Genomic DNA, 17,978 nt, shown 5'->3' on the forward strand with positions numbered 1-17,978 from the left:
ATGAACGACTACACGCACTACGCGACCGGTGACGCCCTCGCCGACACCCGCGCCCCCGGCGGGCCCGTCGCCGAACGCTGGGACACCCGCCGCTTCGAGGCGAAGCTGGTCAACCCGGCCAACCGCCGCAAGCACACCGTCATCGTCATCGGCACCGGCCTGGCCGGCGGCTCCGCCGGCGCCACACTGGCCGAACAGGGCTACCACGTCGTCCAGTTCTGCTTCCAGGACTCGCCCCGCCGGGCCCACTCGGTGGCCGCCCAGGGCGGCATCAACGCCGCGAAGAACTACCGCAACGACGGCGACTCGGTCCACCGGCTCTTCTACGACACCGTCAAGGGCGGCGACTTCCGCGCCCGCGAGTCCAACGTGCACCGGCTCGCCCAGATCTCCGTCGAGATCATCGACCAGTGCGTGGCCCAGGGCGTCCCCTTCGCCCGCGAGTACGGCGGACTCCTCGACAACCGCTCCTTCGGCGGCGTCCAGGTCTCCCGCACCTTCTACGCCCGTGGCCAGACGGGACAGCAACTGCTCCTCGGCGCCTACCAGGCGCTGTCCCGGCAGATCGCCGCGGGCAATGTCGAACTGCACCCCCGCACCGAGATGCTCGACCTGATCGTCGTCGACGGCAAGGCCCGAGGCATCGTCGCCCGCGACCTGGTCACCGGGAAGATCGAGACGTACTTCGCCGACGCGGTCGTGCTGGCCAGCGGCGGATACGGCAACGTCTTCTACCTGTCGACCAACGCCATGAACTCCAACGCCACCGCCATCTGGCGTGCCCACCGGCGCGGCGCGTACTTCGCCAACCCGTGCTTCACCCAGATCCACCCCACCTGCATCCCGCGCACCGGCGAGCACCAGTCCAAGCTGACGCTGATGAGCGAGTCGCTGCGCAACGACGGCCGCATCTGGGTCCCGAAGGCCAAGGGCGACAACCGCCCCGCGAACGAGATCCCCGAGGACGAGCGCGACTACTACCTGGAGCGTATCTACCCCGCCTTCGGGAACCTGGTGCCCCGCGACATCGCCTCCCGCGCGGCGAAGAACGTCTGCGACGAGGGCCGCGGGGTCGGCCCCGGCGGCCAGGGCGTCTACCTGGACTTCGCGGAGGCGATCCAGCGGATGGGCCGGGCGAAGGTCGAGGAGAAGTACGGCAACCTCTTCGACATGTACGCGCAGATCACCGCGGAGAACCCGTACGAGACACCGATGCGCATCTACCCGGCCGTGCACTACACGATGGGCGGGCTCTGGGTCGACTACGACCTCCAGACCACGATCCCCGGCCTGTTCGCGATCGGCGAGGCGAACTTCTCCGACCACGGGGCCAACCGGCTCGGAGCCTCCGCGCTGATGCAGGGCCTCGCGGACGGCTACTTCGTCCTCCCGTCGACGATCAACGACTACCTGGCCCGCAACCCGCACCACGAGAAGGTCGACGCCTCGCACCCCGAGGTGGAGGAGGCCGTGGCCGAGACCGAGGACCGGATCAACCTGCTGCTCGCCGTCGACGGCGACCGCACCCCCGACTCCTTCCACCGGGAGATCGGTGAACTCATGTGGGAGTACTGCGGTATGGCCCGCACCGAGGAGGGGCTGCGCAAGGCGCTCGGCAAACTGCCGCTGATCCGCGAGGAGTTCTGGCGGCGCATCAAGGTCCCCGGTACCGGCGACGAGTTCAACCAGTCGCTGGAGAAGGCCAACCGCGTCGTCGACTACCTGGAGCTCGCCGAGCTGATGTGCCTCGACGCACTGCACCGCGCCGAGTCCTGCGGGGGGCACTTCCGCGAGGAGTCGCAGACCCCGGACGGCGAGGCCGCCCGGCGCGACGAGGAGTTCTCCTACGCCGCGGCCTGGGAGTTCACCGACACCGGCGACGCTCCCGTCCTGCACAAGGAAGACCTGGTCTTCGAGTACGTCCACCCCACTCAGCGGAGCTACGCATGAAGCTCACCCTGCGCGTCTGGCGCCAGAAGAACGCCGACGCCCCCGGCGCCATGTCCACCTACCGGGTGGAGGGCATCTCCCAGGACATGTCGTTCCTGGAGATGCTCGACACCCTCAACGAGGAGCTCATCCTCGAAGGGGACGACCCCGTCGCGTTCGACCACGACTGCCGCGAGGGCATCTGCGGCGCGTGCAGCCTGGTCATCAACGGGGACGCCCACGGCCCGGAGCGCACCACCACCTGCCAGCTCCACATGCGGTCCTTCGAGGACGGCGACACCATCGACATCGAGCCCTGGCGCGCCTCGGCCTTCCCGGTCGTCAAGGACCTGGTCGTGGACCGCTCCGCGTTCGACCGGATCATCCAGGCCGGCGGCTACATCTCCGCCCCGACCGGTACGGCACCGGACGCGCACGCCACCCCGGTGCCGAAGCCGGACGCCGACTTCGCCTTCGAGCACGCCGAGTGCATCGGCTGCGGCGCCTGCGTGGCGGCCTGCCCCAACGGCTCCGCGATGCTCTTCACCTCGGCGAAGGTCAACCACCTGAACGTGCTGCCGCAGGGCGCCCCGGAGCGCGAGACCCGGGTGCTGGACATGGTGGGGCAGATGGACAGCGAGGGCTTCGGCGGCTGCACCCTCACCGGGGAGTGCGCCACGGCCTGCCCGAAGGGCATCCCGCTGCCGTCGATCTCCGCGATGAACAAGGAGTGGCTGCGGGCGACCCGCAAGGTCCACCGCTGACGCGGCGGAGCCCCGGCTCCGGAGGCCGCCCGCCTCCGGAGCCGGGGCTCCGCCGTACCGTCGCCGCGTCGGTCAGGACGTCACGGAGAGGTCGTCGCCGTAGACCGTGCCCTGTCCGTACCAGCCGTGCAGATACACCGTCACCGCACCGCTCGCTCCGGTGGTGAAGGCCACCGACTGCTTGGCGTAACCGCTGGACGAGCCCCAGGTGCTGGCCGTGGCCCCGCCCTTGACGCCGAGGTAGCCGTAGCTGCCCTGCACCCAGCCGCTCAGCGTGTACTTGGTGTTGGGGGACAGCGTCAGCGTCTGCGTGCACTCGCCGGTCTGTGAGGCGGTGGCCGCCGCGGCGAGCGCGTGCGAGCCGCCGTGCACCGGGGTGGAGACGACCGCGCCACCGGACTCACAGGTCCAGGGGCCGAGCGAACCCGTCTCGAAGTCGCCGTTCACCAGCGATCCGGTGCCGCCCCCGGGACCGGAGACCGTCAGCGTGAAGACCGCCGTGTGGCTCAGCGTGCCCGCCGCGCCGGTCACGCTGACCTTGTACGTGCCGGGCGCGGCCGACGCGGAGGCGGTGACCTTCAGCGCAGAGGTACCGCCCGCGGTGACCGACGTCGGGCTGAGCGTGGCCGTCACACCGGCCGGCGCCCCGCTGGTCGTCAGCGCGACGGTCTTGGCGCTGCCCGAGGTGACCGCGGTGCTCACGGTCGCCGTGGCCGAACCGCCGGGCGCGACCGTCGCCGAACCGGGGGCGACGGCCACCGAGTAGTCGTCCGTCACCGGGCCGGTGCCGCCGCCCGTGGTGAAGGGTGCGAACGTGTGGCTGAAGTACCAGGTGTCCTGCGCGATCCCGGAGCAGGTGTCGCTGCCGCCGGTGCCGGGGCAGCCGCCGTTGTCGCGCTGCAGCGCCCAGAACGACAGGGTGCTGACGCCCTTGGAGACGGCCCAGTTGTACACCGAGGTGGCGTCGGCCGTGGTGAACGTCTCGGCGGGGCCGTAGTCGTCGATGCCCGGCATCTCGATGATCCCGGTCATGCCCCACAGCTGGGCCTCGGACTTCGACGGGTAGAGCTTGGCCAACTGGCCCTTCAGGCCGGTGATCGCCGTCTGGGTGTCCTGCGCCATGTTGTGCGAGGCGCCGTCGTAGTAGTCGAACGTCATGAGGTTCACGACATCGACCTGCGCGCCGTTGGTCACCGCGTTCTTGAGCACCGCGAGCCCGCTGGAGGCGAGCCCGCTGGTCGTGGTGGGCAGGGTGTACGAGATCTGCACCGAGCGGCCGTTGGCGGCGGCCCAGTCCTGCACCTTCTTGATCGCCTTGTTGCGGCGGTCGATCCCGGCGCTGTTCTCCAGCGAGTTGTCCTCGATGTCCATGTCGAGGCGGGACACGTCGTAGGTCGTGATGACCTTCTCGTACGCCGCGGCGATGGAGTCGACACTCGTGCAGCTGTCGGCGATCTCGGTGCCGCCGTTGTCGGCCGCGTACCCGCCGAACGACGGGATCACGTCGCCGCCGCGCGAGCGGATGGTCGTGAAGTCGGCGCCGTACTCGGACTGGGCGATCGGCGTGCTCGAATCGCCGTTCCAGTACGGGGTGCAGGACCCCTGGGCCTCGGTCTGGACGAAGGCCATGGTCAGGTACTTGGCACCGGACGCCTGCGAGAGGGCGGCCGGGCTGTCTCCGTTGTACGCCTCGAAGTACGGGGCGAAGACGTGCGCGGGCAGGGGAGTGGCGGCGGTGGCGGCGGCCTGCGCGCCGGCGCCTGATCCGAGGACCAGGCCGGCGGACGCGACGGCCGTGGCCAGCGCGCTCAGGACGGCGGCGACTGTTCTTGGACGTCTCATGGGGTAGCTCCCAGCGGAGTGAGACAACGGGCGGATCGCACAGCTCTGCCACGCCCGTCGAGGGCGTGGTCCGTTCCTGTGAATCCCGGCCGGGGGTCACGTGCCGCACGGTGTGGAGCGGCCGTGAGGCATGCCCATAATTGGTCTGGACCAGCTAACTGTCAACGTTCTTTACTGTTTTATTTCCCTTCGGTTGCCCGAACCGGCAACCGGCAGGGCAAATGGGGGAGTTGGGGAGAAAAGAACGGTCAGTCGAGGTGGAGCGAGGCCCGGAGGTACGCCGCCGTCCGGCTGTCCTGCGCCCGCGCCACGGCCGAGGGCGGTCCCGTCGCCACGATCCGGCCGCCCCGGTCGCCGCCGCCCGGCCCGAGGTCGATCACCCAGTCGGCGCCCGCGACCACGGCCATGTCGTGCTCGACGACCACCACGGTGCTGCCCGCGTCGACCAGCCCGTGCAACTGCCGCATCAGAACCTCGACATCGGCCGGGTGCAGCCCGGTCGTCGGCTCGTCCAGCAGGTACAGGGTGTGGCCCCGGCGGGCGCGCTGGAGCTCGGCGGCCAGCTTGATCCGCTGCGCCTCGCCGCCGGAGAGCTCGGTCGCCGGCTGCCCGAGCCGCAGATAGCCGAGCCCCACGTCGAGCAGGGTCCGCAGACTGCGTTCCGCGCCGGGCGTGGAGGCGAAGAATCCGGCCGCCGACTCCACCGTGAGATCCAGCACCTGGGCGATGTTCAGCCCGTCGAGGGTGACTTCGAGGGTCTGCGGGTTGTACCGCGCGCCGTGGCAGTCCGGGCAGGGCGCGTACGTACTGGGCAGGAAGAGCAGTTCCACGGAGACGAACCCCTCACCCTGGCAGGTCTCGCACCGCCCGCCCGCCACGTTGAAGGAGAACCGGCCGGCCCGGTAGCCGCGCTCGACCGCCATGTCCGTCCCGGCGAACAGCTTGCGCACGACGTCGAACAGCCCGGTGTACGTGGCCAGGTTGGAACGCGGCGTACGGCCGATGGGCTTCTGGTCGACCTGGACGAGGCGGTCCACCGCCGCCAGCCCCTCGGCCGACGCGCACCCGGGTACCGGCCGCTCGCGCGGCTGGTCGGCCTCGGCCTGCGCCGGGGCCCGCCGGTCGGCCAGCACATCCGCCAGGACCTGCCCCACCAGTGTCGACTTGCCAGAGCCCGAGACCCCCGTGACGGCGGTGAACACCCCGAGCGGGAAGGCGGCGTCCACGCCGCGCACATTGTGCCGCTCCACGCCGTGCAACCGCAGCCACCCGGCGGGCTCCCGCACCTCGCGCACCGGGGCCGGCGCGTCGTCGAAGAGGAAGCGGCGCGTCGCCGACTCCTCGACATCGGCGAGACCGGCCGGCGGGCCGCTGTGCAGCACCCGGCCGCCGTGCTCACCGGCCAGCGGCCCCACGTCGACCAGCCAGTCGGCCCGCCGCACCACATCCATCTGGTGCTCCACGACGAAGACCGTGTTCCCGGCCTCCTTCAGCCGGCCGAGCACCCCGAGCAGCGACTCGGTGTCCGCCGGGTGCAGACCGGCGGACGGCTCGTCCAGTACGTAGACGACGCCGAACAGCCCCGACCGCAGCTGCGTTGCCAGCCGCAGCCGTTGCAGCTCGCCGGAGGAGAGCGTGGGGGCCGTGCGGTCCAGGCTGAGGTAGCCGAGCCCCAGCTCGGTGACCGTTTCGATCCGGGCCAGCAGATCGGTCGTCAGTACCCGGGCGGTGTCGCCTCCGCCGGCCGCCGCCAGCACCTCGGCGAGCCCGGTGAGCGGGAGCCCGGCCAGCTCCGCGATCGTCCGGCCGGCGAAGGTGACCGCCATGGCCTCCGGTCGCAGTCGGCTGCCCGCGCAGACCGGACACGGCTCACTGGTCAGAAAGCGTTCCGCCTTCGTCCGCAGGGCCCGGCTCCTGGTATCCGCGAAGGTGTGCGTCACATAGCGGCGCGCGCTCATGTACGTACCCTGGTAGGGGCGTTGGATCCGGCCCGCGTCACGCACCGGATGGACCGTCACCACCGGCTGCTCGTCGGTGAACAGGATCCACTCCCGGTCTGCCGGGTCGAGATCGCGCCACGGCCGGTCGACGTCGTACCCCAGGGCGTCCAGCACATCGCGCAGGTTCTTGCCCTGCCAGGCGCCCGGCCAGGCGGCGATCGCGCCGTCCCTGATCGACAGCGAGGGGTCGGGGACCAGCAGCTCCTCAGTGGTGCGGTGCACCCGGCCGAGGCCGTGGCAGCGCGGACAGGCCCCCGCGGCGGTGTTCGGTGAGAACGCGTCGGAGTCCAGCCGCTCCGCACCCTCCGGATACGTCCCGGCCCGGGAGAAGAGCATCCGCAGCGAGTTGGACAGCGTGGTCACCGTTCCCACCGAGGACCTGGCGCCCGGCGCAGAGCGGCGCTGCTCCAGCGACACGGCCGGCGGCAGTCCGGTGATCTCGCCCACCGCCGGTGCGCCGACCTGGTGGATCAGCCGTCGGGCGTACGGGGCGACGGACTCGAAGTAGCGGCGCTGGGCCTCCGCGTAGATCGTCCCGAAGGCCAGCGAGGACTTTCCGGAGCCGGAGACACCGGTGAAGACGGTGAGGGTGTCGCGCGGGATGTCGACCCGGACGTCCCTGAGGTTGTGCTCGCGGGCGCCGCGGACCCTGACGTACGGGTCGTGGGGGGTGGTGGGCATGGGGGCGGGGACTCCGTACGGTTCGGGGCGGGCGGGCCTGGACAGACATCCCATTCTGGGCGCGGGCCCGCCGTGCGCGCTCCGGGTCAGTCCTTGTCGTCGAGCCGGAAGCCGACTTTCAGGCCGACCTGGTAGTGCTCGATCCGGCCGTCCTTGATCTGGCCGCGCACCTCGGTGATCTCGAACCAATCGAGATTGTGCAACGTTTCCGAAGCCCTCGCGACCCCGTTGCGGACTGCCGCGTCGACGCCCTCATGGGAGGTTCCTACGATCTCTGTGACGCGATACGTATGGTTTGACATCTTATGTCTCCTCTCGCCTCTACCAAGGTGCCCCACCTTGGCGCGGTTCGCGAGAGTTGGCGGGGCGTTCGCGCGGCCGGAACCGGCCTTGACCAAAGTATTGGTCCATACCAAAATCCAGCCACGCCCGTGCGAGCGCAGCCCGCAGTCCCCCACACCGGGTCCTGATCTTGTCGTGCCGTTTCGCAGAAGGTGACCCCGTGAAGAACCGCATGCTCGTAGGAGCTGTTGCCCTGATATCCGTAGCCGCGTTGGGTGGCTGCGGAGTGATCCCCGGTTCGGGTGGCTCCGACAGCAAGAAAGTCACGATCTGGCTGATGAAGGACAGTGTCAGCCCCGACTTCCTGGCCAATTTCAAGAAGTCGTACGAAGCGGCGCACTCATCGGTCGAACTGGATTTCAGAATCCAGAGCTGGAGCGGTATCGGACCGAAGGTCATCGACGCCCTGGGCGGCAAGGACACCCCGGATGTGATCGAGGTCGGCAACACGCAGGTCGCCCAGTACGCGGAGAGCGGCGGACTGCGCGACCTGACCCTGGAGTCGATGCGGGACCTCGGCAGCGAGGACTGGTTGCCCGGTCTCGCCGAACCGGGCAGCATCGGCGGCGTCCAGTACGGAATCCCCTGGTACGCGGCCAACCGGGTGGTGATCTACAACAAGGACCTCTTCGAGGAGGCCGGCATCAAGACCCTGCCGAAGACGCGCGCGCAGTGGATCGCGGACAGCGAGAAGCTCAACCGCGACGGCGATCAGGGCATGTATCTGCCGGGCCAGAACTGGTACGTGCTCGCCGGGTTCATCTGGGACGAGGGCGGTGAACTCGCGAGCGAGAAGAGCGGCGACTGGAAGGGCACGCTCGACTCCGCCGCGGCCCTGCGGGGCATGAAGTTCTACCAGCAGCTCCAGGCTCTCGGTGGCGGTCCCAAGGACGCGGACGAGGAAAAGCCCCCGCAGGGCAATGTGTTCGCCAAGGGAGATGTCGCACAGATCATTTCCACCCCCAGTACCGCGACGCTGATCGAGAAGGCGAATCCCGAACTCAAGGGGAAACTGGGATACTTCCCGATCCCCGGCAAGACCGCGAAGTCCCCCGGCTCGGTATTCACCGGCGGATCCGATCTGATCGTTCCGGAGAAGGCGCACCGGCGGAGCGCCGGCATCGACGTGGTCAAGGAACTGGCCAGCGCCAAGTGGCAGGAGGAGCTGGCCAAGACCATGAGCTACGTGCCCAACAAGACCACCCTGGCCCACGTCATCGAGGGCGAGGAGAGCACCGCCGCGATGGCCGAGGGCGCGGCGGAGGGCCATGCCACCCCCAACTCGCCGCAGTGGGCGGCGGTGGAGGCCGACAACCCGATCAAGCTCTACATGACGGCCGTGCTCCAGGGCGGTGACCCGGCGGCTGAGGCGAAGACCGCCTCGGAGAAGATCACGGGAGTGCTCGCCGGCAGCTGACCGAGCGGTCGGCCGGTGAGCTTGGGCCGACGCGCACCACGGGATTCAGCCGTCGCACATCCCCGCTCTCCACGGCGGTCACGTCGAATCCAGCCGGTCACGGAAGAAGTAAGGAGCCGGACCGCCGCGCCTGTCGCGGCGGTCCGGCAGCCGCCCTTGCCGACCCGTCCCCGGAGACCGTCATGCACGCGCTGCCCACCGCCTCCACCACTCCTGCCGCCGCCTCCCTCGCCGCAGAACCGCCCGCTGCCGCGCGGCAGCGGGCGCGGTCCGTCGTCCCGCCGCGCTACCGGGTCTCCCTCGCCGTGGACCAGGAGGAGGTGCGCGCAGCCCAGCGCCTACGCCACCAGGTCTTCGCCGCGGAGTTCGGGGCCCGGCTGGAGGGCCCGGAACCGGGCCTGGACAGCGACGCGTTCGACGCGTACTGCGACCACCTGCTGGTCCGGGAGACGGCCACCGGCGACATCGTCGCCACCTACCGCCTGCTCCCGCCCGAGCGGGCCCGGATCGCCGGACGCCTCTACGCGGAGGGCGAGTTCGACCTCGCCAGGCTCGCCCCGATCCGCGACGACCTGGTCGAGGTCGGCCGCTCCTGCGTCCACCCGGCCCACCGCGACGGCGTCGTCATCGCCCTGATCTGGGCCGGGCTGGCCCGCTACATGGAGCGCACCGGCCACAACTGGCTGGCCGGGTGCTGCTCGATATCCCTCTCCGACGGCGGCGGGGCAGCGGCCCGCGCCTGGGAGACCGTACGGAACAAGCACCTGGCGCCCGAGGACTACTGGGTCTCCCCGCACCGCCTCTGGCAGGCCCCGGCGGCGCTTCCGGGCGGCCCGGGCGGGCTCGCCGCGCTCCCGCCGCTGCTGCGCGGCTATCTGCGCCTCGGCGCCCGGATCTGCGGGGCGCCCGCGCACGACCCCGAGTTCAACGTCGCCGATCTCTACGTGCTGCTGTCGCTGCGCGGCACCGACCCGCGCTACCTCCGCCACTTCCTCTCGCTCGCCCCGCAGCAGTGAGCCACTGGCTGCCCGCGTCCCCGTGCACCCCGCCCGGCTGCGCGGTGCACGCGGGCCCGGCCCGGCATCCGCTCCCGGCGGCGGCCCTGCTGCTCGCCGGATGCGCGCTGACCCTCGCAGGGGTTCTGTGCGCCCCGCTCGCGCTGTCGCTGACCGGCGGGGCGCGGCGGGAGCGGCTGATCCGGTGCTGGGCGCACGCGGTGCTGCGGGCGTTCGGGGTAGGGGTGCGGATCACCGGGCCGCCTGCCGCGCGGGGCGGCACCCCGGCCGTACGGGGCGGCGCGGCGGGCATCGGTGGCGGGCCTTCGGGCGGGCCGGCCGGTGCGGTGGGCATCCGCGCCGGCACCCCGGGGGTGCTGGTGGTCGCCAACCATGTCTCCTGGCTGGACATCCCGCTGGTCGCGGCCGTGTGCCCCGGCCGGATGCTGGCCAAGAGCGCCATCCGGCGCTGGCCGGTGCTCGGCCCGCTGGCGGCGCTCGGAGGCACCCTGTTCGTCGAGCGCGAGCGGCTGCGCTCGCTGCCCGCCACCGTGCGGAGCCTCGCCTCCGCGCTGCGCGGCGGCGCCCGGGTCGTGGTCTTCCCGGAGGGCAGTACCTGGTGCGGCCGCGGGCACGGCGGCCGGTTCCGGCCCGCCGCGTTCCAGGCCGCGATCGACGCCGGGGCCGCCGTCCAGCCGCTGCGCATCCGCTATCTGGGCGGACCGCCGGACCACCGCGCTCCGGCGGGCGCCGCGGCCTTCGTCGGTGACGATCCGCTGACCGCCTCGCTCTGGCGGGTGGTGAGGGCGGCCGGGCTGACCGCCGAGATCCGCGTACTGACGCCGATCCCGGCGGGCGCGGTGCCCGGCCGCCGCGAACTGGCCCGGCTGGCTCAGTCCACCGTGGCCAGCGACAGCGCGAACCTGCCCCCGGCGTCCGTCCACCACTGAGCCAGCCGGAGCCCGGCCCGGTCCAGTTCGTCCCGTACCCCGTCCTCGCGGAACTTCGCCGAGATCTCCGTCCGCAGCTCCTCACCGGCCTCGAACGGCACCACCAGATTCAGTTCCGGGATCTTCACCGTGAGCTCCCGGCGGGCCCGCAGCCGCATCTCGATCCACTCCCGCTCCGGATTCCACCGGGCCACGTGCTCGAAGTCGGCGGGCTCGAAGTCGGCCCCCAGCTCCCGGTCGACGACCGACAGGACGTTCCGGTTGAACGCCGCCGTGACTCCCGCGGCATCGTCGTACGCCGCTACGAGCACCTCCTCGTCCTTCACCAGATCCGTACCGAGCAGCAGGCTGTCGCCGGGGGAGAGCAGCGAGCGCACGGACGAGAGGAACGCGGCACGCTCCTCCGGCAGCAGATTGCCGATGGTGCCGCCCAGGAAGACGATCAGCCGCGGTCCCGGGGTCTGTGGCAGTGTCAGCGCGCCGGTGAAGTCGGCGATGAGGGCGTGCACGGACAGGCCGGGCCGCTCCTCCAGCAGCGCCTCGGCCGCCCCGCGCAGCGCGCTCTCGCTCACATCGACCGGCACATAGGTGTGCAGCTCCGGCAGCGCGTCGAGCAGGTGCCGGGTCTTCTCGGAGGACCCGGAGCCCAGCTCCACCAGGGTCCGGGCGCCGGACGCGGCGGCGATCGCGCCGGCCCGGTCGATCAGGATCTCCCGCTCGGCCCGGGTGGGGTAGTACTCGGGCAGCCGGGTGATCTCCTCGAACAGTTCGCTGCCGCGGGCGTCGTAGAACCACTTGGGCGGCAGCGTCTTCGGCTGCCGGGTCAGACCGTGCAGCACGTCGGCGCGCAGCGCCGCGTCCGTCGCGTCCACCGGCAGGGTGCGGGTCAGCAGAAAGGGACTCACTGGGCGGGCTCCTTGAGCGGGGTCAGCGATACGTCGGTGCGGGTCGCGGTCAGCAGGGTGCGGTCCGGGACCTCGCGCCAGCGCGGATCGTCGTCGTAGGGCTCCGAGGCCACGACCGCGTGCCGGCCTGGCTCGGACCAGTGCCACAGGGTGTCGCCCCAGGCCGTCGCCACGATGGTGGAACCATCGGTGAGCAGCAGGTTGAGCCGGGAGCCCGGAGCCGCCTCCGCGACCTCGGTCACGGTGTCCGCGACGGCCTGCGGGAGCGCGTCGCCCGCCGCGAGCCGGTGCCGCACCAGGGCCCAGACCAGCGCCGAATCGCAGCGGGCGGTCAGCCTCAGCAGTTCTGCCGGGGGCAGCGTCGCAGCGAGCGGTGCCATGGAGCCGGGCCAGCCCTTCACCGCGCCGTTGTGGCTGAACAGCACCTCGCCCGCGGCGAACGGCGCGGCCGCGGCCTCGCCGTCCGGATCGAACTCCGTGGCATCGCGGACCGCGGCCAGCACGGCGTGGCTGCGCACCACCCTGGCCAGATCGGCGAAGGTCCGGTCGCCCCAGACGGGTCCGGGGCGGCGGTAGCGTCCGGGGACCGGGTCCCCGTCCGCGTACCAGCCGACGCCGAAGCCGTCCGCGTTGACCGTCCCGTGCCGCTGCCGGCGCGGCTCCCAGGACTGGCGCACCAGGGAGTGCGCGGGCCGGGTCAGCACCTCGCCCAGGGCTACCGGTGGTCCCACGTAGGCGATATGACGGCACATCAGGAATCCCTCGCGGTGCGGAACCCCGAGAAGATCTGCCGCCGGACCGGCAGGTCCCAGTTGCGGAACGTCCCCCGGCAGGCCACCGCGTCCACCGCGAACGACCCGCCGCGCAGCACCTTGTGCCCGGGGCCGAAGAACACCTCCGAGTACTCGCGGTACGGGAACGGCGCGAAGCCCGGGTAGGGCAGGAAGTCGCTCGACGTCCACTCCCACACGTCCCCGATCAGCTGCCCCGCTCCGGACGGTGACCGGCCGGCCGGATACGCCCCGGCGGGGGCGGGCCGCAGGTGGCGCTGGCCCAGGTTGGCGTGGTCCGGTGTGGGGTCCCCGTCGCCCCACGGATAGCGCCGGGACCGGTCGGCGGCCGGGTCGTGGCGGGCCGCCTTCTCCCATTCGGCCTCGGTGGGCAGTCTGCGCCCGGCCCAGCGGGCGTACGCGTCGGCCTCGTACCAGCTGACGTGCAGCACCGGCTCGTCGGCCGGTACCGGTTCGGTCACGCCGAAGCGCCGGCGCAGCCACTGACCGGCGTCCCGGTGCCAGAACAGCGGCGCCGTCAGCTCGTGCTCACGGACCATCGCCCACCCCTCGGGCGCCCACCAGCGGCGCTCTGTGTAGCCGCCGTCCTCGATGAACGCCCGGTACGCGCCGCAGGTCACCGGGGCGGTGTCGAGGAAGAAGGCGGGTACGTCGCGGCGGTGCGCGGGGCGTTCGTTGTCCAGCGCCCATGGTTCGGTCGAGGTGCCCATGGTGAACGGTCCGCCAGGGACGAGCACTTCGGCCGCGAGAGTGGCCGCGTCGGCGGCCCGGGGCGGCTCGGGTGCGGTGAGCGCGGCGGGGCCGGAACGCAGCTGATGGGTGATCAGCATGGTCTCGTCGTGCTGCTGTTCATGCTGCGCGATCATCCCGAAGGCGAACGCGGACCGCAGCAGGGGGCGTCCGCCGAGCGGCGTCGTGCCGAGCACGTCCAGGGCCCGGCCGCGCACCTCCGCGGCGTAGGACCTGGCCTCTGCGGGGGCCAGCAGCGGCAGGGAGGGGCGGGCGGCCCGGGGGTGCTCGAAGGCGTCGTACAGGCCGTCGATCTCCGGGCGCATCGCCTCCCGTCCGCCCACTCCGCGCAGCAGCCACAGCTCTTCCTGATTGCCGATGTGCGCGAGGTCCCAGACCAGGGGAGACATCAACGGTGAGTGCTGGGCGGTCAGTTCGTGGTCATCCACGCTCTCGGTGAGCAGGGTGGTGCGCTCCCGCGCGGTGAGGAGCGCGGTGACAGCACGCTCGCGGAGCACCTCGGCGTCCAGCGCGTCGGGTCCCTCCAGCGCGTCGGGTCCGTCCAGCGCGCCAGGTCCGTCCTGTGTGTCAGGTCCGGGGGAGTCGGTCATGAGAGGGTCCCCTTCGGGTCGTACCGGCCGTCCGTCCGGTCAGCTGAGAGCGTGGCCCGGAGATCGTCGGCGGGACATCGGCCCCGGGCGACGTACCGGTCGTGGAAGTCCGCCACGGTGTCCTGCACCGCCCGTGTGGCGCCCATCCTGGGCAGCGCCGCCAGGGCCAGCTCGAAGCAGGCGGTGGCCGCCGCCCGCAGTTCGGGATCGGCCAGTCCGTCGCGGGCGGCGGCGAGCCAGAGCGGATTGCGCGGAGGGGCCAGCGGCCCAGCGGTCTCGGCCAGCGGTTTGACGGTGCGGTACACGGTCTCTGCGGCCTCCGGGTCGTCGAACAGGGCAGTGGTGACCGCGAGCGGCACGAGCCATCCGTCGGTGCCGGACTGCGCGTCGATCATGCGCAGCTCCAGGTGCCCGCGCGGACGGACCGGCGGGAACAGCGTGGTGATGTGGTATTCGAGGTCGGAGCGGACCGGGCGCCGAGGCACCCCGGACCGGATCCACTCCCGGAAGCTGAGCCCCTCGGGCACGTGCCACGGCCCCGCCTCGCCGCGGATGCACAGGACCGGCGTGTCCAGGACGTGCGAGGCCCAGGCGTCCCGGGGCGGCAGCGAGTCGGCCGGGGCGAGCGTGCGCAGCGGGTCGAGATCGGCCCACAGGGACTGGCGCGCGGAGCGCCACGGCGTCGGCCTGCCCTGCCGGAACGGCGAGTTGGCGAACACCGCCACCAGTACCGCACCCAGCAGATGGGCCAGCTGCCAGCGCCGCCCGTAGCCGAGCGGACCGGGTTCCTCCTCTCCGGCGTCCAGACAGACCTGGACGGACGCGGTCGTGCACATCATGGCGCGGCCCGCCGGGCCCCACCGGTCCAGCGCCTTCTCCATGGCGTCGTAACGGGGTTCGCGCAGCAGCCTGCGCGGCGACTGCCAGGGATCGACACCGAGCCCGACGGCGGCGAGATCCAGCCGGTCGAGCGCGGCACGTACGGCGACGAGATCGTCGGCGGTGTCGTTGACACACGCCATGAGGGAATCCGCGGGGCGCGAGCTGAGCTCCAGCTGTCCGCCGGGTTCGAAGGTCACCGCGGCGTTCAGGGACAGCGCCCGGACGGCCGCTGCGGCCGCTTCGAGACGGTGGTGCGGGACGGGACTGTGCGGGCGGTCGCGATCGTGCAGGAGCCATTCCAGCTCGACTCCCACGATGCGCGGCGGTCCCGTCTTGAAGCAGATGCCGCGCAGTAGATCCTCCGCCGCGCCCTCGCCGAGGGGCGGGGCGTGGTCGGGCGGACCGTGGCCGCCGGACGTTTCTGGTGACATGCCGGGCCTCCTTTGCCGGTGCGTCCGTCCTACCCAAACCCCTGCCGGGAGTTCGCACAAGAGTGCCCCGGCGCGTCAGAAACCCGGTTGCGTCCAAACCGCGGGAGCGTCGATCATGCCCCGTATGCACCATAAGGGGGAGGGCCGGTGAGCGCCCGGCTGCGCGGCATCGCGCGAGAGACCGAGTCCATCGTCGAGGCGGGGTTCTACCGCACGCCGCAAGGGCGGGAAGTGAGCATCGAACGGGCGCTGACAGCTGCCCTCTCGGGGACCAGGCTGTACGGCCCCGAGCCGGTGCCGGTGGCGTCGCTGGACCGCGACCGCACACCGCTCATCGAGGTCACCGGCGAGAGCAGCCTCCGGGCCGCCGCCCGGAGGAGCGGCGAACGGCCGGGCAAGGTCGCCGTCCTGAACTACGCCTCCGCCCGCAACCCCGGTGGCGGATACCTCAACGGGGCCCAGGCACAGGAGGAAGCCCTGTGCCGGGGCTCCGCGCTCTACGCCACGCTGCGCCGGGCCCCGGAGTTCTACGCGCACCACCGGGCCGAGCGCAGCCCCTTCTACACCGACCGGGTCATCCACTCACCGGGCGTGCCGGTCTTCCGCGACGACCGGGGCCGGCTCCTCGACACCCCGTATCTGGCGGGATTCCTCACCTCGCCCGCGCCCAACGCCGGAGTGATCCGCCGTACGGACCCCGGTTCGGCGCACCTCGTCGGGGCCGCGCTCGCCGCACGGGCCGAGCGGGTGCTGGAGGTCGCGACAGTGCGCGGCTACCGCAGGCTGGTGCTGGGGGCCTGGGGCTGTGGTGTGTTCCAAAACGATCCGGTGGAGGTGGCGGGCGTGTTCCGCTCGCTGCTCGCCGACGACGGCCGGTTCGCGGGCCACTTCGAGCAGATCGTCTTCGGCATCCTCGACCGCGACGGCGAATCGCCCACCAGGTCTGCGTTCGATCGCGTGTTCGGGAAGATCGGGCAACCCTCACCCTGACGTTGAGCCATAGGCTTCGACGTCATCCGGCACGGCCCGCCTGGGCCGTTCGAGTCCGCGGCCCGGCACGCCCGCAAGGGGACACCGTGGAAGTGACGGGCCGCCGCAACCTCACCTCCAGCCGTAGAGCTCCCGGAGCCGCCCGGCGACCAGGTCGAACCTGTCCCGGTCCAGGGCGCACGCCTCGCGCCGCATCCCGTCCTCGTGGACCCGCAGCACCCGGTCCAGATCGACCCAGGACGGCCGCCCCGAGCTGTCCCAGGGACCGGCGCCCAGCGCCACCCACTCGCGGTCCTGGTCGTGCTGCTTGCTGGAGAGCTGTACGGCGAGCAGGGTGCCCGTCTCCTCACGTGCCACGACGAGAACCGGGCGGTCCTTGCCGCGCCCGTCGTTCTCCTCGAACGGCACCCAGGTCCAGACGATTTCGCCGGGGTCGGGATCGCCGTCCCGGTCGGGGGCGTACGTGGCGCGGACCGGGCCGACCCCGTGCGGGTCCGCCTCCGCGGTGGCGCCGGGACCGGTGCGGCCGGGAGAGACGGCCGAGCCGTCATTGATGTCGCTGCGGTGCTGGATGGTCATCGCAACACCGTAGAACCCGCACGGCCCCTCGCGTGGAGCGGGTCCGCGAAACGAGTACGGGGGCCGGAGCGTTCCGGTACGGAACGGGTCTGTAAGACTGCCCGACGCCATGATTCAGTTACCCGAGCAGCCCACCGAAGGCCCCGTCCCGACCAGCGCCGACGTGGCGCGGCTCGCCGGCGTCTCCCGGGCCACCGTGTCCTACGTACTGAACAACAACGCGGCCGTACGGATCAGCGATCCGACCCGCCGCCGGGTGCGCGACGCGGCCGCCGAACTCGGCTACGTACCGCACGCCGCCGCCCGGAGCCTGCGCGCCGGACACTCCCGCATGGTGCTGCTGCCCACCGGGGGTTTCCCCTCCGGCCCCCTGCACCACCGCTTCCTGCACGAGCTGGAATCCGGACTGCGCCGTCTCGACTACACCGTGGTCCAGTACGGCTCCCTCGGACTGGACGCCGACGACGCGGCCCGCGCCTGGGCGGAGCTCCGGCCCGTCGCCGTCATCGCCCCCGGTTCCGTCCCCCTCACCCCGCAGGGCACAGCGGTGCTCCGACGCTCCGGCGCCAAGGCGGTGATCACGCTCGGACCGCAGCCCGTGGCGGGCGCCCACGCGCTGATCATGGACCAGCGCAAGGTCGGCGGCTGCGCCGTCCGGCACCTGCTGGAACGCGGCAGGCGCCGGATCGGCGTGGTGATGCCGGAGGAACCGGGCCTCGCGCCGTTCGCCGGACCCAGACTCGCCGGCGCCCGGCAGGCCGCCGCAGGCACCGCCCGGATCGAGCCGCTGCCGCTGCGCCACGACGAGGAGTCGGCCGCCGGGCTCGCCGCCCGCTGGCGCACCCTCGGCCTGGACGCCGTCTTCGCCCACGACGACATCCACGCGATGCTCCTGATGCGGGCGCTCCAGGACGCGGACATCGAGGTCCCCGGCGAGACCGCGGTGGTCGGCGCGGACGACCTGATGCTGGCGAGGCTGCTGAGGCCCAGGCTCAGCAGCGTGCGGATGGAACTGGCCACGGAGCAGCCGCTCGCCGATCTGGTCGACCGGCTGGTACGCCATCCCGGGAAGGAACCCGAACGCCACGACCTGCTGCGGGCGCGGGCCGTCCACCGCGATTCGAGCTGAACGGGCCCGCC

The 17,978-nt window shown here is 72.0% G+C and carries 15 protein-coding genes; 7 read left to right on the plus strand and 8 right to left on the minus strand.

Annotated elements, in window-relative coordinates; all coding sequences use genetic code 11:
- Together OG892_RS36270 and OG892_RS36275 are read left to right on the plus strand one after the other, a co-directional pair.
- Positions 1-1,950, plus strand: coding sequence for a fumarate reductase/succinate dehydrogenase flavoprotein subunit (locus OG892_RS36270; RefSeq protein ID WP_073734636.1), 1,950 nt, complete (start codon positions 1-3; stop codon positions 1,948-1,950).
- Positions 1,947-2,693, plus strand: a complete 747-nt coding sequence (locus OG892_RS36275; RefSeq protein ID WP_024488731.1) for a succinate dehydrogenase/fumarate reductase iron-sulfur subunit — start codon at positions 1,947-1,949, stop codon at positions 2,691-2,693. The genes OG892_RS36270 and OG892_RS36275 overlap by 4 nt, the downstream gene beginning before the upstream one ends.
- A 72-nt stretch (positions 2,694-2,765) precedes the next feature.
- Here OG892_RS36275 and OG892_RS36280 read toward each other — a convergent pair whose 3' ends face one another.
- The 3 genes from OG892_RS36280 to OG892_RS36290 all read right to left on the minus strand — a co-directional run bounded on the left by OG892_RS36280 (position 2,766) and on the right by OG892_RS36290 (position 7,518).
- Positions 2,766-4,535 (minus strand): glycosyl hydrolase family 18 protein, encoded by a 1,770-nt coding sequence (locus tag OG892_RS36280; RefSeq protein WP_073734637.1) that lies wholly within the window; start codon positions 4,533-4,535, stop codon positions 2,766-2,768.
- A 248-nt stretch (positions 4,536-4,783) separates the two neighbouring features.
- On the minus strand, positions 4,784-7,216 hold the full coding sequence (locus tag OG892_RS36285; protein ID WP_371631303.1) for an ABC transporter: 2,433 nt from the start codon (positions 7,214-7,216) through the stop codon (positions 4,784-4,786).
- A gap of 86 nt (positions 7,217-7,302) precedes the next feature.
- On the minus strand, positions 7,303-7,518 hold the full coding sequence (locus OG892_RS36290) for a dodecin (protein ID WP_073734639.1): 216 nt from the start codon (positions 7,516-7,518) through the stop codon (positions 7,303-7,305).
- 200 nt (positions 7,519-7,718) lie between these two features.
- Here OG892_RS36290 and OG892_RS36295 point away from each other — a divergent pair, with 200 nt between their 5' ends.
- From OG892_RS36295 to OG892_RS36305, 3 genes are all read left to right on the plus strand, one after another.
- A complete protein-coding gene (locus OG892_RS36295) occupies positions 7,719-8,975 on the plus strand; it encodes an extracellular solute-binding protein (protein ID WP_371631304.1) in 1,257 nt (418 codons plus the stop codon).
- A gap of 182 nt (positions 8,976-9,157) precedes the next feature.
- The gene (locus tag OG892_RS36300) at positions 9,158-9,991 is read left to right on the plus strand and encodes a GNAT family N-acetyltransferase (RefSeq protein ID WP_371631305.1); all 834 of its coding nucleotides are present in this window, start codon (positions 9,158-9,160) and stop codon (positions 9,989-9,991) included.
- Positions 9,988-10,920 (plus strand): lysophospholipid acyltransferase family protein, encoded by a 933-nt coding sequence (locus OG892_RS36305; RefSeq protein ID WP_371631306.1) that lies wholly within the window; start codon positions 9,988-9,990, stop codon positions 10,918-10,920. Before OG892_RS36300 ends, OG892_RS36305 begins: the two co-directional genes overlap by 4 nt.
- Here OG892_RS36305 and egtD read toward each other — a convergent pair.
- Genes egtD through egtA form a run of 4 tightly spaced genes read right to left on the minus strand, consistent with a single transcriptional unit; the run spans position 10,863 to position 15,269 of the window.
- On the minus strand, positions 10,863-11,825 hold the full coding sequence (egtD, locus tag OG892_RS36310; protein ID WP_371631307.1) for an L-histidine N(alpha)-methyltransferase: 963 nt from the start codon (positions 11,823-11,825) through the stop codon (positions 10,863-10,865). The genes OG892_RS36305 and egtD overlap by 58 nt on opposite strands.
- A complete protein-coding gene (egtC, locus tag OG892_RS36315; protein ID WP_073734644.1) occupies positions 11,822-12,577 on the minus strand; it encodes an ergothioneine biosynthesis protein EgtC in 756 nt (251 codons plus the stop codon). Before egtC ends, egtD begins: the two co-directional genes overlap by 4 nt.
- On the minus strand, positions 12,577-13,956 hold the full coding sequence (gene egtB, locus OG892_RS36320; protein ID WP_371631308.1) for an ergothioneine biosynthesis protein EgtB: 1,380 nt from the start codon (positions 13,954-13,956) through the stop codon (positions 12,577-12,579). The genes egtC and egtB overlap by 1 nt, the downstream gene beginning before the upstream one ends.
- Entirely contained in the window at positions 13,953-15,269 is a 1,317-nt protein-coding gene (egtA, locus tag OG892_RS36325; protein WP_371631309.1) for an ergothioneine biosynthesis glutamate--cysteine ligase EgtA, read from the minus strand. The genes egtB and egtA overlap by 4 nt, the downstream gene beginning before the upstream one ends.
- Positions 15,270-15,416: 147 nt before the next feature.
- On the opposite strand from egtA, the gene OG892_RS36330 reads away from it, so the two are divergent.
- Positions 15,417-16,259: a TIGR02452 family protein gene (locus OG892_RS36330; RefSeq protein WP_371631310.1), complete on the plus strand. Its 843-nt coding sequence runs from the start codon at positions 15,417-15,419 to the stop codon at positions 16,257-16,259.
- A gap of 111 nt (positions 16,260-16,370) precedes the next feature.
- On the opposite strand, the gene OG892_RS36335 is transcribed toward OG892_RS36330, so the two are convergent.
- On the minus strand, positions 16,371-16,838 hold the full coding sequence (locus OG892_RS36335) for a type II toxin-antitoxin system PemK/MazF family toxin (RefSeq protein WP_073734647.1): 468 nt from the start codon (positions 16,836-16,838) through the stop codon (positions 16,371-16,373).
- Positions 16,839-16,947: 109 nt separating this feature from the next.
- Between OG892_RS36335 and OG892_RS36340 the strand changes: the two genes are divergently transcribed.
- Complete coding sequence (locus tag OG892_RS36340) at positions 16,948-17,967, plus strand: LacI family DNA-binding transcriptional regulator (protein ID WP_073734648.1); 1,020 nt, start codon at positions 16,948-16,950, stop codon at positions 17,965-17,967.
- Positions 17,968-17,978 lie beyond the last annotated feature (11 nt).

This window comes from Streptomyces sp. NBC_00341 (assembly GCF_041435055.1).
In the GTDB taxonomy this organism is placed as follows: domain Bacteria; phylum Actinomycetota; class Actinomycetes; order Streptomycetales; family Streptomycetaceae; genus Streptomyces.

What these genes read in the sequence shown, in the direction of transcription:
- OG892_RS36270 (WP_073734636.1), top strand. Translation starts at nt 1, where the DNA reads ATGAACGACTACACGCACTACGCGACCGGTGACGCCCTCGCCGACACC.
- OG892_RS36275 (WP_024488731.1), top strand. Translation starts at nt 1,947, where the DNA reads ATGAAGCTCACCCTGCGCGTCTGGCGCCAGAAGAACGCCGACGCCCCC.
- OG892_RS36280 (WP_073734637.1), bottom strand. Translation starts at nt 4,535, where the DNA reads ATGAGACGTCCAAGAACAGTCGCCGCCGTCCTGAGCGCGCTGGCCACG.
- OG892_RS36285 (WP_371631303.1), bottom strand. Translation starts at nt 7,216, where the DNA reads ATGCCCACCACCCCCCACGACCCGTACGTCAGGGTCCGCGGCGCCCGC.
- OG892_RS36290 (WP_073734639.1), bottom strand. Translation starts at nt 7,518, where the DNA reads ATGTCAAACCATACGTATCGCGTCACAGAGATCGTAGGAACCTCCCAT.
- OG892_RS36300 (WP_371631305.1), top strand. Translation starts at nt 9,158, where the DNA reads ATGCACGCGCTGCCCACCGCCTCCACCACTCCTGCCGCCGCCTCCCTC.
- egtC (WP_073734644.1), bottom strand. Translation starts at nt 12,577, where the DNA reads ATGTGCCGTCATATCGCCTACGTGGGACCACCGGTAGCCCTGGGCGAG.
- egtB (WP_371631308.1), bottom strand. Translation starts at nt 13,956, where the DNA reads ATGACCGACTCCCCCGGACCTGACACACAGGACGGACCTGGCGCGCTG.
- egtA (WP_371631309.1), bottom strand. Translation starts at nt 15,269, where the DNA reads ATGTCACCAGAAACGTCCGGCGGCCACGGTCCGCCCGACCACGCCCCG.
- OG892_RS36335 (WP_073734647.1), bottom strand. Translation starts at nt 16,838, where the DNA reads ATGACCATCCAGCACCGCAGCGACATCAATGACGGCTCGGCCGTCTCT.
- OG892_RS36340 (WP_073734648.1), top strand. Translation starts at nt 16,948, where the DNA reads ATGATTCAGTTACCCGAGCAGCCCACCGAAGGCCCCGTCCCGACCAGC.